Genomic DNA, 14,551 nt, shown 5'->3' with positions numbered 1-14,551 from the left:
AGCTGCCGTGCGGCCGCCCTGGTGGCCCACCTGCGGCAGGCCTACCCGGAGCCGGCGCCCGCTCAGGCCCCGGCCGGCACCGCCGCGCCGTCGGCGATGTGCAGCAGCGCGGCCGCGCCGTCCAGCACCTCCCGGTCGAGCGGGAAGTAGCCCTGCCGAGGGACGGTGTCGGTCCGGGTCCGGGCGTCGCCCGGCAGCGCGGAGCCCGTCAGCTCCCAGGCCGCGCCGCTTCCCTGCAGGTGGGCCTCGTACGTCCCGGGCGCCGGTTCGGCCAGTCCGAGCGCCTCGCTGCGCCCCAGACTCCCGGCGACGAAGGCGTACCGCTCGCCCAGCAGCGTGCCCAGGATGTGGCCCGCGCCCGTCCAGCGGCAGTCCAGCTCGCCCATCGCCCAGGCGCTGGGGTTCCGTTGCAGGTGCCGGTTGTGGGAGAAGACCAGGGTCGGTCCGCGCCGGGCTTCGATCCCGCGGATGTCGAGGAGGTTCCGCGCCATCAGCGCGTCCCGCACGCCGAGCAGGGCGCTGAGCCGGGCGCTCTGGGTTCGGCCCCGGACCGCCGCCTGCGCGTGGTAGCGCAGCAGGCCGATCCCGGCGGCCAGCCGGGCACGGGCCGCGAACCACTCGGCGGACGAGGTGGCGGCGATCAGTTCCGGTGCCCGCATGTGGAGTTGGAGCAGGAGGTCGTCGGCGAGGCAGCGCAGGCGCGCCGCGTCGGCGGAGTCGCCCGGGGAGCCGGCCGGATCCGTCACCGCCTCCGTGCGGCTCCAGCGCTCGTCCTCGCCCGCCACACCGGCGACGTCGAGGTCGAGCCCCAGGTAGTCGCGGGCGTGTTCCAGGTAGCGGCGCGGGCTGGGGGCGCTGGTGTTCTCGGTCGGGATGTCGAAGCCGTGGAAGGCCAGCCGCTCGCCGGGCGGCCGCTCCTCGTTGAACTCCCGCATCCAGGCGACGAGTCGGCGGTTGGGTTCGAGTTCCCCGAAGCCGTGGGTGAAGCCCTCCCCCATGGCCGAGCCGAGGGTGCCGACACCCTCCCGGACGTAGGCGTCCACGGCGAACGCGGCCACCCGGTCGGTCTCCAGTGCGATCGACCGGAAGCCCCGGTCGGCCAGCCGGGCGAACAGCTCGTTGCGGACCCTCCCGAACGCCGGTTCCTGGTGCGTCGGCTCGCCGAGGCCCAGCAGCTCGCACGCCGGGGTGACGAAGTCATGCATGTCCTGGTTCATGAACCTCAAGCGTATCCTTGAAAGGACGGTTGAGACTTTTTCCTCCACAACCGCTCAGCCGCAGTTCAAAGCCTCAAACGGGCCTGAACGACCGGCCGGCCCCGAACGCCCACCCGGCCCGGAACGGGAGACGACCATGCGCCCCGCCGACCTCGCGCGCGAGCACGGCATCTCGACCCAGGCGATCCGCAACTACGAACGCGACGGCTTCCTCCCGCCCGCCGAACGCACGCCCACCGGGTACCGGATCTACACCGAGCAGCACGCGGCCGCCCTGCGCGCCCACCTCGCCCTCGTCCCGGCGTACGGGCACGCCACCGCCGGTGCGGTCATGACCGCCGTGCACGCCGACCGGCTCGGCGACGCCCTCACCGAACTCGACCGGGGCCACGCCCAGTTGCTGCGCGACCGGGAGACCCTCACCGCCGTCCGCACGGCCGTCGGCCACCTGACCGACGGCGCCGCGCCCGGCACCGGCCTCCCCGCACTGTCCGGCCCCCGCTCCGTCGGCGAGGTCGCACACCGGCTCGGCGTCACCCCCGCGACCCTGCGGGCCTGGGAGGCCGCCGGCATCCTCGTCCCCGGCCGGGAGCGCGCCACCGGCCACCGCCGCTACCTTCCGGCGGACGTCCGCGACGCCGAACTCGCCCACCTGCTCCGCCGGGGCGGCTACCGGCTGGAGCACATCGCCACCGTGCTGCGGCAGATCCGCACGGCGGGCGGCACCGGCGAGCTGGCCGCCGCCCTGGACGGCTGGCAGCAGCGCCTCACCGCCCGGGGCCTGGCGATGCTCACCGCCTCGGCCCGCCTGGACGACTACCTGAGGCTGCGCCCCGAATCAGCCCGACGGGCTTGACCTCATGTCCACTTGAGGTTCCAGGATGATCCACATGAACACCGAAGCCGCAACCAGCCACTCCGCCCGCACCGAGCCCACGGACACCTCGGACACTTCCGTCATCTCGGCCCCCTCGGCCGTCTCGGACACCTCTGCCATCGAGCGGGTGGTGGCCGCCGTCGAGCGCGCCCAGCGCGCCAAGGATCCGGACGCGTTCCTCGCCCTCTTCCACCCCGAGGCGATCTGGACCACCGCGCACGGCAAGGTCCTCCTCGGCCTGGACGCGATCGCCGAGTTCACCCGCGCCGTCCTGCCCGCCGCGACCTGGGACGGCGAGGTCACCTACGAGCCGGTGCACATCCAGTTCCTCCGCCCCGACGTGGCCGCCGTCAAGGTCCGCCAGGTCTACCGTTCGGCGGGGAGCGACGGTGAGGGCGGCTCGGAGGGTGCCCCGCTGTACGTCATGACCAAGCAGGACGACGGACGGTGGCTGCTGCACGCGTGCCAGAACACCGGCGTGCTCGCCGACTAGGCTCGCCGCAACGGACCTGGTCGGCCCTGAGCCGCCGCCGAGCCCGAAACAGGACAGGCGGTTTGTCAATACAAAACCGAACGTTCTGTTTGCTTCTTTCGGGAAGCGATCCCCCCTGGTGAGCGGGGCGCCCGGCCGACCCGGACCACTCCGGGCCCAGGCCGGGCCGGCCCGCTCACCTCCCCGGACTCCCGGGCCTCCCCGACCGCCCCGTCCGCGCCGGCCTCCGCCACCTCCGCCGCCGCTTGGGCGACCCGGGCCGCCGCCAGCTCCGCGGCCACCCGGGCGCCCCGGTCCACCGCCAGGTCGAGCGTGGCCAGCACCCCGGGCACCGCGATACTGGGCATCACGTGCTGGTACAGCGCGGCGACCCGGCGCTCCAGGTCCGTCCGGCCGGACATCTTCTGGGACTGGATCTGCACCCCCGTCCACGCCCCGGTCACCAGCCACGCCGTCTCGGCGGGCACCACCTGGGGCAGCAGTTCGCCGCGCCGGCCGGCCGTCTCCAGCACGCTCTCGGCCCGCTGGATCCAGCCCGGCGCCGCGCCACCGCTGAAGTCGCCGAACACGTCCTGACCGAGGGAGAGCCGCGCCCCCGCGCTCAACACCCGGTCGTGCGGCATGAGGTGGGCGACCACCATCCCGAGGTCCACGAACTCCTGGAGCTTGCAGTGCCGTTCGGGGATCTCGTCCCGACCGAACTGCTCCTCGACGACCCCCTGGGCGAGCTCCCGCTTGGAGGCGAAGTGGAAGTACACCGCGCCACGGGTCACCCCGGCGCGGGCCACCACCTCACCGATCGTCGCCCCCACGTACCCGTACTCGTCGAAGACCGACGCCGCCGCCTCCAGGATCAGCCGACGCGTCCGGACCGCCCGTTCCTGTCGCACCACCGCAACCACCCCACCCGAAACGCTCGGCAAACAAAACCAAACACCCTGTATCTTACCCGCCGTCATCAGAGCGACCCCCGAGCCCGAGGCCCTATAGGGCCGTCCTCGAGCGGGCCGAAACCGCGCGGACCGCATCCGGCCCGCCGGAGATTCCACCGCCGGGCCCCGCAGCCGGAGCACCGCCTCCCACTTCCAGCCGGAAGGACAACGAACGGCCATTCGGAGATAATGAACCTGTCAATCACTGCCGTCGACATTCCCGCAGGTCAACGAGGCCCTCCCGAAGGAGTCAACCTCCACCAGTGATCAACAACCACCCACCGTGCCCGCCCGACCACGCTCGGCCGCCGACGAACGTTTGCTCTGGCTCCTTGAAAACCAAACCGGCAGGTACGTATCTTACGAGCCCTGAGCAGCCCATCCCGCCCGTCACGGCCCTTCGGAGCGCTCCCTATGACTCTGCTTGCCTCCCGCACGCCCGCCTCCACCCTCGTCACCGGCACGGACTCCGGGACGATCCCCGGCCCCGCCGCGGCAGCGGTCCCGGCGCCTCGTCTGACCAGCACCGTCGCCAAGGAGTACGTCCACCGGGCCTGCCACGCCGAGGTCTTCCTCACCGGCAGCGAACGGTTGACCGACACCGCCTTCGCCGTCACCGCGCAGTGGCCGCGGGCGCACACCTTCTTCAGCACCCCGGACGGCACCCACCACGACCCGCTCCAAGCTGCTGAAACGATCCGTCAAGCCGGGCTCTACCTCGCCCACACCCGGTTCGGCGTACCGCTCGACCACAAGTTCATGATGTGGAACCTCGACTACACCACCCGGCCCGGCTTGCTGGTGATCGGTGCGGCGCCGACCGACCTCACCCTGGAGGTCCGGATAGCCGCCCAGCCCCGCCGCTCCGGCACCACCGTCGACTTCACCCTGGACACCGTGGTCCGACGGGGTTCGCAGCCCGCCGCCACCGGATACGCCCGCTTCACCACCGTCCCGGACCCCACCTACCAGCGGCTGCGCCGGGGACGCCACGACGCCGAACTCCCCTCGGCGCCGGTCGTGCCCGCCGAGCCGCTCCCGCCGGCCCGGGTCGGCCGGCTCCGCCCTTGCGACGTCGTGCTGACCCCGGCGGGAACCGCCGGCAGCTGGCACCTCACCCCCGACTTCCGGCACCCGATCCTCTTCGACCACGCCAACGACCACATCCCCGGCATGGTGCTGATGGAAGCGGCCCGCCAGGCGGCCAACGCGCTGAGCAGCCCGGTCACCGTCACCCCGACCGCCGCGGCCACCACCTTCCACCGGTACGCCGAGCACGACACACCCACCACCATCACCGCCCGGCACACCCCCGGCCAGGACCCGCACGCCCTCACCACCACCGTGACCGGCCACCAGCACGGCGAACCGGTCTTCACCACCGTGCTCACCGGCCACCCGGACCACCACTGACCACTGACCGGACGCCCCGCGCCACACCCCGAACGGCCCGCCCGCCCTCCCCGGCCCGGCGGGCCGTCCCCGTCCCGGGCGGGCACCGAGCCTTCGGCGAAGAGGTCTCTGTACCGGAGCCCGCACCACCCGCGAGGTCGTCTCCTCGTGCCGCTCCTGCAGCCGGCGCCGGCTGGCGGAAGCTCAGCGCCGCCACTCATGGACGTCCCATGAGGATTCGAGGACCTCGCTCGGCCACTCCTGCCGTACCTGCCCAGGCAGCCTCCGCTGTTCGTCGATCCAGCCCTCTTCGAGGCACACCGGGATGAACACGGAGACGCACGAACCGCCCAGGTCCTCCACGCGGACAGCGACCGTCCTGTGCTCCTCGTTGTACGGCTGGATCCTGATCTCGGGGCTGTGGTCGTCGTCCACGAGGCTGATCGGTTCCACCGTGCACCTCTTGCTCGCCCGCCCCCGCCTTCAGGGCTCATGGGGCTGAACCAGATCTCCAGGCACGACCAGGTGGCCCGACGTCGCCCTGTCAGGTTCCCTCAGGCCCTTCCGGTCGGCTGAGCGAGCGGTCGGGCAGGGTGAGGAGGAGGAGCAGGGCCGCGCTGCCGAGCATGAACAGGGCGAGGTGGTGCAGGCCGCCGGTGGTGGCGCCGTGCGGGAAGAAGGCGGCGTTCGCGGCTGAGGCCGCCATGGCGCCGAGGTACATGAAGGTGCGTAGCAGCCCGGCTGCCGAGGCGATGGTGGTCGGGTCCGCCTGGTGGTAGAGGGCGGTCTGGGTGCCGAGGCCGATCAGCCCCTGTGAGATGCCCGCCAGCACGCCGACGCCGATCAGCAGGGTGCCCGGGCTGCTCGCGTGGACCAGCAGCAGGACGGCGCAGGCCGCGATCTGGCAGGCGGAGCCGACCAGCAACTTGCCGCGCACGGCCGGGCGGCGGCCGGTGGTTGCGGCGACCGTGAGCGCGGTCAGCGAGAGCGGCAGCAGCACCAGCCCGGCGGTGGCGGCGGACAGGCCGCGCCCCTCCTCCAGCCACTGGGTGTAGCCGTAGAGGAAGGCGTAGACGCCGGTGTAGCCGAGGACCTGGCGCAGGTAGGTGGCGATCAGCGGGCGGTTGCCGGCGAGCGATCGCAGGTCGATGAAGGGGGTACGGGCCCGCCGCTCCCGGACGGCGAAGCCGACGGCCGCCAGGACGGCGAGCACCGGCAGGTACCAGCGCGCCGGGTCCGGCTTCATCAGGAACAGCATGAGGGCGAGCAGGAGGACCGTGAACAGCGCGATCCCGGCGTGGTCGAGACGCTCAGGGCGCTCAAGGCGCTCGGTGCGCTCGGTGCGCTCGGTGCGGTCAGGGCCGTCGCTGCGGTCGGGGCCGTCGCTGCGGTCGGGGCGGCGCTCGGCGGCGGGCAGCCGGGCCGCGCCGAGCGCCAGGCAGGCCAGTGACAGCGGGACGTTGACGGCGAAGACCGTCCGCCAGCCGCCCGCGCCGATCAGCAGACCGCCGAGGGTGGGGCCGACCACGGCGACGGTCTGGTTGGCGACCGCCAGCACCGTCAGCACCCCGGTGGGGCTGGACTCTCCGGTCCGCTCCGCCTCGCTGCGGGTGAGGTGCATCGCGGCCGGGTAGGCCGCGGAGGTGCCCAGCCCGAGCAGTACCCGGGCGGCGATCAGCAGCCCGAGCGAGGGGGCGAGCGCGCCGAGCAGTCCGGCGAGGCCGACCAGGGCCGTCCCGGCGAGGTAGAGCCGGCGCGGGCCGTGGGTGTCCACCAGCCGCCCGATCACGGGCTGGCCGACGGCGGTGGCCAGGTAGAGCGCGGTCACCAGCCAGGCGGTCTCGGCGGGCGGCGCGCCGAAGGCGGCGCCCACCGGCACCAGGGCCACCGCGATCATCGACGAGTTGATCGGGTTGAGCACCGAGCCGAGCACCATCGGTGCGATCAGCCGACGGTTGAACCCGCTGCCCGGAGCGGGCTGCCGACGGCGCGCCGCGAGGCGGGCCGTCCGGCCGACCGGGCCGCTCATCACCGGTTCAGCCGGTCGATCAGGGCCAACGCCTCCAACACGGTGGCGCGCTCGGCCTCGGTGTAGTGCTCCGCCATGGCCCGGGTGAGCCACTCCTGGCGGGCCTGGCGGCCGTCCGCGACGTGGGCCAGGCCGGCCTCGGTGAGGCTGACCACCTGTCGGCGGCCGTCCGCGGGGTCGGGACGGCGGCCGACCAGCCCGTGCTGTTCCAGCGCGGCGAGGGTGGCGGCCATCGACTGCGGGCGGACCCGTTCGGCGGCGGCCAGCGCGCTGGCGGACGCCGGGCCGTCGCTGATCAGCCGACTGAGCACGGCGGTCTGGGAGGGGGTCAGGTCGCTGGTGCCGCTCGCCTCCCGAAGGGTGCGGCGCAGCCGGCTGAAGACGGCGCGCAGCTCCCGGGCGGCCGGCGCCGCAGTGTCGGGCGCCACGGGCGCTACGAGCGCCACGGCTTCGGACTCGGCCGGGGCTGTACGGGCCGCGGCGGCGGCACGGGCGGTTGGCTTCTCGGTCACGACCTCACGGTAATTTCTTCAGTCTGAACTGTCCAGTCTGGACTGAAGACTTTCCGTGGCGGCGGATCGGGCCCGGATAATGACGGCATGATCGACAAGCAGCTTCGCGTCGTCCTCGCCGAGGACTCGGTGATCCTCCGGGACGGCATGGTCGAGCTCCTCACCGCCCGTGGTTGCGCGGTGGTCGCCACCGCCGGGACGGCGCCCGAGCTGATCGCCGCCGTCGCCGAACACCGGCCCGACGTGGCCGTGGTGGACATCCGGATGCCGCCCACCCACACCGACGAGGGCATCCGGGCGGCGGTGGAGATCCGGGCCGCCCGGCCCGAGGTCGGCATCCTGGTCTTCTCCCAGCACGTCGAGACGGCCTGGGCGGCCCGGCTGCTGGCCAACGGCGCCGCCGGCATCGGCTACCTGCTCAAGGAACGGGTGGCCCGTACCTCCGAGTTCGTGGACGCCCTGCACCGGGTCGCCGCGGGCGGTACGGCCCTGGATCCGGAGATCGTCAACGGCCTGATGCACGGCGGGCGGCGCAGCCGGGTGGACGCGCTCACCCCGCGCGAGCGGGAGGTGCTGGAGCTGATGGCGCAGGGGCACTCCAACCGCTCGATCGCTGCCCGGCTGGTGGTCTCGGAGCGGGCGGTGGAGAAGCACGTGGCCGCCGTGTTCGGCAAGTTCGACCTGCCCGCGACGGACGCCGACAACCGCCGGGTCAAGGCGGTGCTCGCCTACCTCGCGGAGAGCGGCACCTCCTGAGCCGACACCTCGTGGGACCGCAGCTCCTGCGCCGCCCGAATCCTGCGGCGGGCGGCCCGTGGCGCCCCGGTCGTGACCTCCCGTCAGAGCCGCCCGGGCAGCTCGGCACTGATCACCGTCGGCCCGCCGGGCGGGCTGTCCACCCGTAGCGTCCCGTCCACCGCCGCGAGCCGCTCAGCCAGGCCGGTCAGCCCGGTGCCCGCGCCGATCACGGCGCCGCCGCGCCCGTCGTCGCGCACGGTCAGCCGGACCCTCCCGTCGGCCGCGCTCACGCTCAGCTCCACCGACCGCGCGCCGCTGTGCTTGGCCACATTGGTCAGCAGCTCGGCCACACAGAAGTAGACGGCCCGCTCGATCACCTCCTCCGGACGCTCCCGCAGGTCCAGCCGGACGTCCACCGGCACCGGTGACGTGACGCTCAGCCCCGGCAGCGCCTCGGCCAACCCGCCGTCCAGCGCCACCGGGTGGATGCCCCGGGTCAGCCGGCGCAGACCGGTGATGGTGTCGTCGGTCTGCCCGCGGGCCCGGTCGACCAGGGTGCGCAGCCGCCCGAGGTCCGGCCCGCCCGAGCCGACCGGCCCTCCCGGGCGGGCCGCTGCGCCCTCGGCGGGAAGGCTCTCCGCCAGCACGTCGTCGGCCAGCGACAGCGTGATGGCGAGCGCGACCAGCTGCGCCTGGGTGCCGTCGTGCAGGTCGCGTTCCAGGCGCCGCAGCCGGTCGGTGTTCTCGGCCAGCAGGGTGGCCCGGGCGCTCTCCAGCTGGCGGACCCGCTGCTGCGAGCGCACCGGCCCGAGCAGGGCCCGGGCCAGCGTACGGTTCGCTCCGCCGAGCGCCCGCACCGCGGCGGGGACGACGGCGAACACCGCGAGGCCGACCGGGACCGCGCCCACGTCCAGCAGGCCGAGCGGCCGCGGGCCCGGCTCCATCAGCCGTACCCAGAGCGGGAAGCCCACCAGCCAGACGCCGGCGAGCGGCAGTCCGACCACGGCCAGGAATCCGAGGACGCCCAGCGGCAGCCGCAGGAGGAGGTAGACCAGCGTCCGCCAGGCCACCGGGTCGGTCAGCACCGTCCGGCCGCGGGCGACCACCCCGGACGGGCGCGGCAGCGACGACGGTGCGGGCACCTGCTCCCCGAGCAGCCGCCCGACCAGCCACCGGTGCAGCCCGCCGAGCCGCCTCGTCGCGACCAGCGCGGCCACCACGAACGGCAGGCCCAGTACGGTGAGCGAAAGCAGAGCCCCGGCGTAGAGCACCGCGACGGCGTACGCCCCGCCGAGCACCCCGAGCGGCAACCCGAGCACCGCGAAGGCCAGTTCACCACCGCGCACCGACCAGTACCGCCGCCGCTCAGCCACCGTCCACCTCACCACTCACTCGCCGACCGGCACCCAGCATCCACCAGGGCCCCTGGAACCACCGCACCCACCTGCGCTTCCGTACGGACGGACCGGACGAACCGGCCGGACTGGCCGGACGACCATCACACACCCGGCTCCGTGTCCGGCCCGCCCGTCCAGCCCTGCCTCCCCCGCCTCACCCCCGTTCCCCGCCCGTCGACTCCACCGCCGAACCGCCGACCGCCCACAGCCCCGTGCCCACGATCCCCGGCACGGTGAGCACCGCCGCCCCGAGCGCCACCCAGGCGCACGCCGCGACCGGCACCACCGGCACCACCGAGCCCGTGACCGCCAGGCTGAACGCCCCTGAGGCCGCCGCCGCCACCGCCGCGCCCAGCAGCACCCCGATCGCCGTGGTCAGGGCCGCCTCCACGGAGAGCATCCGCAGCAGCTGCCGCCGCGTCGCCCCGACCAGGCGCAGCAGCGCGAACTCGCGGCGGCGGTCGGCGGTGAGCGCCACCAGGGTGTTGACCGTGGAGACCGCCGCGAAGCAGACCAGCAGCCCGAGCTCCATCTCGCGCAGCCAGATGTCGCTCGCCTTGGTGACGCTGGTCGCGACACCCGTCGCCCGGGCGACGTGCTCGGCGGTGCTGGTCAGGGTCAGCATGGTGCCGGAGAGGCCCACCAGCAGCGCGACCGGCACCACCGCCGAGGAGAGCCGGGCCGCGTAGCCGCGCAGGTTGGCGTCCGCCAGCCAGCCGGCCCGGGGCCCGAGCGCCCGGGCCGGGGCGCCGAGCACGGTTGCCAGCACCCGCGCCGCCACCGGTCCCAGCAGTCCGACCGCGACCAGCAGCACCAGCGAGCCGAGCAGCGAGGCCTGCCCCGCCTTGTCCAGCTCCCCGGCCGGCCGGCTCGCCGCCAGCCGCAGCAGCAGCCCGCCGCCCGCGAGCACCGCCAGCCCGGCGAGCACCCTCGGCACGCCCGTCCGGCCCGGCCCGCCCGCGCCCTCGGTCAGGGCGGCGGCCGGGGCGGGCCGGGTGATCCGGCGGGCCGCGACGGCGGTGGCCGCCAGGCCGACCAGCAGCGCCACCGCGAGCCCGACCAGCGCCGCCACCGGCGCCCCGGGTATGTGCAGCCCGGATGCGGCCATGCCGCGCCGCTGGAGCGCGGCGAGGAAGGCCCGGGCGCCGACGAAGCCCGCCAGGCCGCCCGGCACGGCCACCAGCAGGGTGGTCGCCGCCACCTGCGCGCGCACCACCCGACGGATCTGACGGGGTGTCGCCGCGACGGTGCGCAGCAGGGCCAGGTCGCGGTGCTGCTGGCGCAGGGTGAAGCCGAGCGCGTTGACCACGACGAACAGCGCGACCAGGACGGCGATCTCGCCGAACGCCCCGGCGATCACCACCAGGCCCGGCCCGGACACCGCCGCCCGCGTCACCGCGGCGGGCGCCGTGACCTGTGCGGCGACCAGCGAGCCGAACAGCGTGACCGCCGCCACCGCCAGGAACAGCGCCGTTCCCAGCCCGGCGAAGGAGGCCGGCCGGCGGCGGATCTGCCCCACCGAGAGGCTCAGGACAGGGCTACTCATCGCGCTCACCCGCCCAACCGGCTCAGCCGCTCGCCGACCTGCGCGGCCGTCGGACTGGTCAGCTCGTCCACCAGCAGGCCGTCGGCCAGCAGCAGCACCCGGTCCGCGTACCCGGCGGCGACCGGGTCGTGGGTGACCATCACGCACGTCCGCCCGTCGGCGTCGACGCCCGCCCGCAGCAGTTCGAGGATCTCCTGCCCGGTGGCCCGGTCCAGCGCGCCGGTCGGCTCGTCGGCGAACAGCACCTCCGGCCGGGAGACCAGCGCCCGGGCTATCGCCACCCGCTGCTGCTGGCCGCCGGACAGCTGCCCGGGCCGGTGCCGCTCGCGCCCGGCCAGCCCGACCCGGCCCAGCGCCTCGCGCACCCGGGCCCGCTCCGGTGGCCGCCCGGCCAGCCGCCCGGGCAGCTCGACGTTCTGCGCGACCGTCATCGCCGGCATCAGGTTGAAGGCCTGGAACACGAACCCCACCCGGGTCCGGCGCAGCTCCGCCAGCCGCCGTTCGGGCAGCCCGGACACCTCGGTGCCGCCCCACCGCACGCTGCCCCTGGTCGGGCGGTCCATCCCGGCCAGGCAGTGCAGCAGGGTGGTCTTGCCGGAGCCCGACGGCCCCATCACCGCCGTGAACGTCCCCGGCGCGAAGCCCACCGAGACGCCGCGCAGCGCCCGTACGGCCGCCGTACCCCGCCCGTACTCCCGGTGCAGCCCGGTCGCGCTCAGAGCCGCGCCCGTCCCCCCGTCGTGCGCCGCCGTGGCGGCGGCTGTCGTCATCCCGTTCATGCCCTCCATCGTGGGCGTCCGGGGCCGGGAGATCGATTGTGCTGGCACCCGAATCCGGGGTTCGGAAAACCGAACCCCGCAGGTGGTGCCACACCCCCTCGGGCCGGTCCCGGAACCGTCGGCCCCGGGCGCGCGCTCCCCCGGCCGCCCCGTTCCGGCCGGGCCCACCCCCGCCTCCCGGTCCGCCCGCCCGACGGGCGATCATGAACGCGTGACCATCGACCTGCTGCCCGGCCGCGGCGTCCGGCTGCCCGCCCCGCTGCCCGAGCTCCGCTTCGGGCTCACCGAGGCGGAGGTGCGTGCGCTACTGGCCCCGCACGGCGGGCTGCTGCCCGGCGGGGTGCGGGACACCTTCGTCTGCGGCTGCCGGTGGGCACTGTTCCTGGAGCTGCCCGGCGTCGGTGTCACGCTCTGCGCGGACGAGCGCGACCGCCTCGGCAGCGTCGTGGTCGGCCGGAACCCGGGCGACGACCGGCCGGCCTGCCCGGTCGGCTACCACGGCATCGACCTGCTCGGCTGGCCGGTGCACGAACTGGTCGAGGCGCTGCGCGCCGAGGGCCTGCCGGTGCCCGACCCCGTCGGCGGCAGCCTCCGCCACGACACGCTCCACCTCCACCGCGCACCCGGCGCCCGGCGCCGGCCGACCGCCCCGGGCCGCAAGCCGCGCCACCCCGAGCCGTTCGCCTTCGACTACGCCTCCCTGTCCGCCCCCACCACCCCCGCCGGGGCCACCGAGTGACCCCGCTCCCGACCGGCGACCACGCGCACGACCATCTCGGCGGAGACCCGTCCCACTCGGGCGGCCGGGCCCGGGTCCCCGCGCCCTGGCGGTACCTCTTCGCCCTCGCTGACGCCCCTGACCAGGGCGATCCGTACTTCCTCGACTTCGGCTACGGCTTCGGCCTCCTCAGCCCGGACGACCTGGAGGGCCGCTTCCGCTGGGCGGCCCGGTAGCCGCGCCCGCCCTCCGCTCCACCCGTTCCCTCATCCACTCACGGAGTCACCATGACCAACACGCCCCTGACCGTCGCCGTCCTCGGACCGGGCGGCGTCGGCGGACTGATCGGCGGGCTGCTCGCCCGCGACGGCCACCGGGTCGTCTGCCTGGCCGGCGAGGAGACCGCCGCCACCGTCGCGCGGGACGGACTGCAGGTCCGCAGCGCCCGGTTCGGGGAGTTCACCGCCCGGGTCGAGGCCGCGACCGAGCTGCGCGAGCCGGTCGACGCGGCCTTCGTCACGGTCAAGGAGACGGCGCTGGCCGCCGCGCTCGACCGGATGCCCCCGGAGGCGCTCGGCGCCGGGATCGTGGTGCCGCTGCTCAACGGCCTGGACCACATGGCCGTGCTGCGTGAGCGCTACCCGGCCGGTCGGGTGGTGGCCGGCACGATCCGGGTCGAGGCCACCCGGACGGCACCCGGGCGGATCGAGCACACCAGTCCGTTCGCCACCGTCGAGCTCGGCGCGACCGCCGAACCCTCCTCCCCCGTCGCCGGGTTCGCCGAGCGACTGCGGCACGCCGGGCTGGACGTCACGCTGCGCGAGGACGAGACGGCGATGCTGTGGAGCAAGCTCGCCTTCCTCGCGCCGTTCGCGCTGCTCACCACCCGCCACGCGAGCGGGATCGGTACCGTGCGCACCGAGCACCGCGCCGAACTCCTCGCCGTGCTGGACGAGATCGGCGCCGTCACCCGGGCGGTCGGCGCGCCGGCGGACACGCAGACCCTGCTCGCCTCCTTCGACCGCATCCCCGGGACGATGAAGTCCTCGATGCAGCGCGACGTGGAAGCCGGCCGGCCGACCGAGCTGGACGCCATCGGCGGCGCCGTCCTGCGGGCGGCCGACGCGCACGGGGTGGCCGTCCCGGCCATCAGCCGCCTGGTCCGCGACCTGTCCGCGCCCGCCGACCAGTAGGGCCCCGACCGGGCGTTCACCCCACCGGCCGACACCGGCGGGGTGAACGCCGTGGCATCCTCGGCTAATTGACGGAACATCACATCCTCTCGACGAGCGGGGACTTTCCCCACGGTTCACGCATTCCCCCGGAACCTCCGTACAGCAGAAGGGCGTTGTCACGGCGGGAGGGATAAAGACATGACAAGGAAGCCGTACCATCTGGCCGCCACCGCGCTCGCACTGCTGCTCGCGGCCCCGCTGTTCACCGCCTGCGACGCCGACCAGGCCCTCGACTGCGGGAAGCGGGCGATCAGCCTCGCCGGCGACGTCCAGGACCTCGCCGATTCGGCGATCAACGTCGGACAGCTCGCCGACGAGAGCCGCCGCACCCACACCGTCGAGGCCCTGCGAAAGGTCGCCGAGGACACCAAGAAGATCCGCCAGGAGGGCGGCGGAAACGTCGACGCGGCCGCCGACCGGCTCTCCAAGGCCGTCAACGACGCCATCGACCGGGTCGCCAAGGGCAGGCAGCCCGACTTCAAGCCGATCACCGACGCCGCCGGCGACATCGGGAAGGCCTGCGCCGACGCCTGACGCACCCGGCGCGCTCCCCGTCGCCCGTCCACCAGCTCCCGGCCGGCGCACCGCCCCGGCCGGGAGCCCACCACCCGCACCCGCCCGGTCACCGCGCCGCGCCAGTCCGGCCAACGCGCCGACGACGCGGTGCCGCCGTTTGCCCACGAAGC

General features: G+C 74.7%; 16 protein-coding genes. 8 read left to right on the top strand and 8 right to left on the bottom strand.

Translation table 11 applies throughout. From position 1 onward, the window contains the following. Positions 1-62: 62 nt before the first annotated feature. Positions 63-1,217 carry an erythromycin esterase family protein gene (locus ACZ5GH_RS33735; RefSeq protein WP_464336191.1) on the bottom strand — a complete coding sequence of 385 codons (1,155 nt, stop codon included), beginning with the start codon at positions 1,215-1,217 and terminating at the stop codon, positions 63-65. A 136-nt stretch (positions 1,218-1,353) separates the two neighbouring features. On the opposite strand from ACZ5GH_RS33735, the gene ACZ5GH_RS33730 reads away from it, so the two are divergent. Then, on the top strand, positions 1,354-2,073 hold the full coding sequence (locus ACZ5GH_RS33730) for a TioE family transcriptional regulator (protein ID WP_464336190.1): 720 nt from the start codon (positions 1,354-1,356) through the stop codon (positions 2,071-2,073). A gap of 25 nt (positions 2,074-2,098) precedes the next feature. After that, the gene (locus ACZ5GH_RS33725; protein WP_387757129.1) at positions 2,099-2,587 is read left to right on the top strand and encodes an SgcJ/EcaC family oxidoreductase; all 489 of its coding nucleotides are present in this window, start codon (positions 2,099-2,101) and stop codon (positions 2,585-2,587) included. A 65-nt stretch (positions 2,588-2,652) separates the two neighbouring features. Here ACZ5GH_RS33725 and ACZ5GH_RS33720 read toward each other — a convergent pair whose 3' ends face one another. Further along, entirely contained in the window at positions 2,653-3,480 is an 828-nt protein-coding gene (locus ACZ5GH_RS33720; protein ID WP_464336189.1) for a ScbR family autoregulator-binding transcription factor, read from the bottom strand. A 453-nt stretch (positions 3,481-3,933) separates the two neighbouring features. On the opposite strand from ACZ5GH_RS33720, the gene ACZ5GH_RS33715 reads away from it, so the two are divergent. Continuing rightward, on the top strand, positions 3,934-4,932 hold the full coding sequence (locus tag ACZ5GH_RS33715; RefSeq protein WP_387757125.1) for a ScbA/BarX family gamma-butyrolactone biosynthesis protein: 999 nt from the start codon (positions 3,934-3,936) through the stop codon (positions 4,930-4,932). A gap of 183 nt (positions 4,933-5,115) precedes the next feature. Here the strand turns inward: ACZ5GH_RS33715 and ACZ5GH_RS33710 are convergent, their stop codons facing one another. From ACZ5GH_RS33710 to ACZ5GH_RS33700, 3 genes are all read right to left on the bottom strand, one after another. After that, positions 5,116-5,346: a DUF5959 family protein gene (locus ACZ5GH_RS33710; RefSeq protein WP_464336188.1), complete on the bottom strand. Its 231-nt coding sequence runs from the start codon at positions 5,344-5,346 to the stop codon at positions 5,116-5,118. Between the two features lie 109 nt (positions 5,347-5,455). Next, a complete protein-coding gene (locus tag ACZ5GH_RS33705) occupies positions 5,456-6,940 on the bottom strand; it encodes an MFS transporter (RefSeq protein ID WP_464336187.1) in 1,485 nt (494 codons plus the stop codon). Continuing rightward, positions 6,940-7,386, bottom strand: coding sequence for a MarR family winged helix-turn-helix transcriptional regulator (locus ACZ5GH_RS33700; protein WP_464336920.1), 447 nt, complete (start codon positions 7,384-7,386; stop codon positions 6,940-6,942). The genes ACZ5GH_RS33705 and ACZ5GH_RS33700 overlap by 1 nt, the downstream gene beginning before the upstream one ends. A 153-nt stretch (positions 7,387-7,539) precedes the next feature. Between ACZ5GH_RS33700 and ACZ5GH_RS33695 the strand changes: the two genes are divergently transcribed. Beyond that, positions 7,540-8,208 (top strand): response regulator, encoded by a 669-nt coding sequence (locus ACZ5GH_RS33695; protein ID WP_464336186.1) that lies wholly within the window; start codon positions 7,540-7,542, stop codon positions 8,206-8,208. A gap of 83 nt (positions 8,209-8,291) precedes the next feature. Here ACZ5GH_RS33695 and ACZ5GH_RS33690 read toward each other — a convergent pair whose 3' ends face one another. The 3 genes from ACZ5GH_RS33690 to ACZ5GH_RS33680 all read right to left on the bottom strand — a co-directional run bounded on the left by ACZ5GH_RS33690 (position 8,292) and on the right by ACZ5GH_RS33680 (position 11,903). After that, the gene (locus ACZ5GH_RS33690; RefSeq protein WP_464336185.1) at positions 8,292-9,563 is read right to left on the bottom strand and encodes a sensor histidine kinase; all 1,272 of its coding nucleotides are present in this window, start codon (positions 9,561-9,563) and stop codon (positions 8,292-8,294) included. Between the two features lie 178 nt (positions 9,564-9,741). Further along, positions 9,742-11,133 carry an FtsX-like permease family protein gene (locus tag ACZ5GH_RS33685; RefSeq protein WP_464336184.1) on the bottom strand — a complete coding sequence of 464 codons (1,392 nt, stop codon included), beginning with the start codon at positions 11,131-11,133 and terminating at the stop codon, positions 9,742-9,744. Positions 11,134-11,138: 5 nt separating this feature from the next. Continuing rightward, positions 11,139-11,903: an ABC transporter ATP-binding protein gene (locus ACZ5GH_RS33680; protein ID WP_464336919.1), complete on the bottom strand. Its 765-nt coding sequence runs from the start codon at positions 11,901-11,903 to the stop codon at positions 11,139-11,141. A gap of 220 nt (positions 11,904-12,123) precedes the next feature. Here ACZ5GH_RS33680 and ACZ5GH_RS33675 point away from each other — a divergent pair, with 220 nt between their 5' ends. The 4 genes from ACZ5GH_RS33675 to ACZ5GH_RS33660 all read left to right on the top strand — a co-directional run bounded on the left by ACZ5GH_RS33675 (position 12,124) and on the right by ACZ5GH_RS33660 (position 14,399). Further along, positions 12,124-12,651, top strand: a complete 528-nt coding sequence (locus ACZ5GH_RS33675; RefSeq protein WP_464336183.1) for a hypothetical protein — start codon at positions 12,124-12,126, stop codon at positions 12,649-12,651. After that, the gene (locus ACZ5GH_RS33670) at positions 12,648-12,866 is read left to right on the top strand and encodes a hypothetical protein (RefSeq protein WP_464336182.1); all 219 of its coding nucleotides are present in this window, start codon (positions 12,648-12,650) and stop codon (positions 12,864-12,866) included. Before ACZ5GH_RS33675 ends, ACZ5GH_RS33670 begins: the two co-directional genes overlap by 4 nt. 51 nt (positions 12,867-12,917) lie before the next feature. After that, positions 12,918-13,823 (top strand): ketopantoate reductase family protein, encoded by a 906-nt coding sequence (locus ACZ5GH_RS33665; RefSeq protein WP_464336181.1) that lies wholly within the window; start codon positions 12,918-12,920, stop codon positions 13,821-13,823. Positions 13,824-14,003: 180 nt separating this feature from the next. After that, positions 14,004-14,399, top strand: a complete 396-nt coding sequence (locus ACZ5GH_RS33660) for a hypothetical protein (RefSeq protein ID WP_464336180.1) — start codon at positions 14,004-14,006, stop codon at positions 14,397-14,399. Positions 14,400-14,551: the final 152 nt, after the last annotated feature.

Source organism: Kitasatospora sp. Xyl93 (assembly GCF_055383135.1).
Note: the sequence above shows the minus strand (reverse complement) of the source record. Positions and strands in the feature narration are given on the sequence as shown.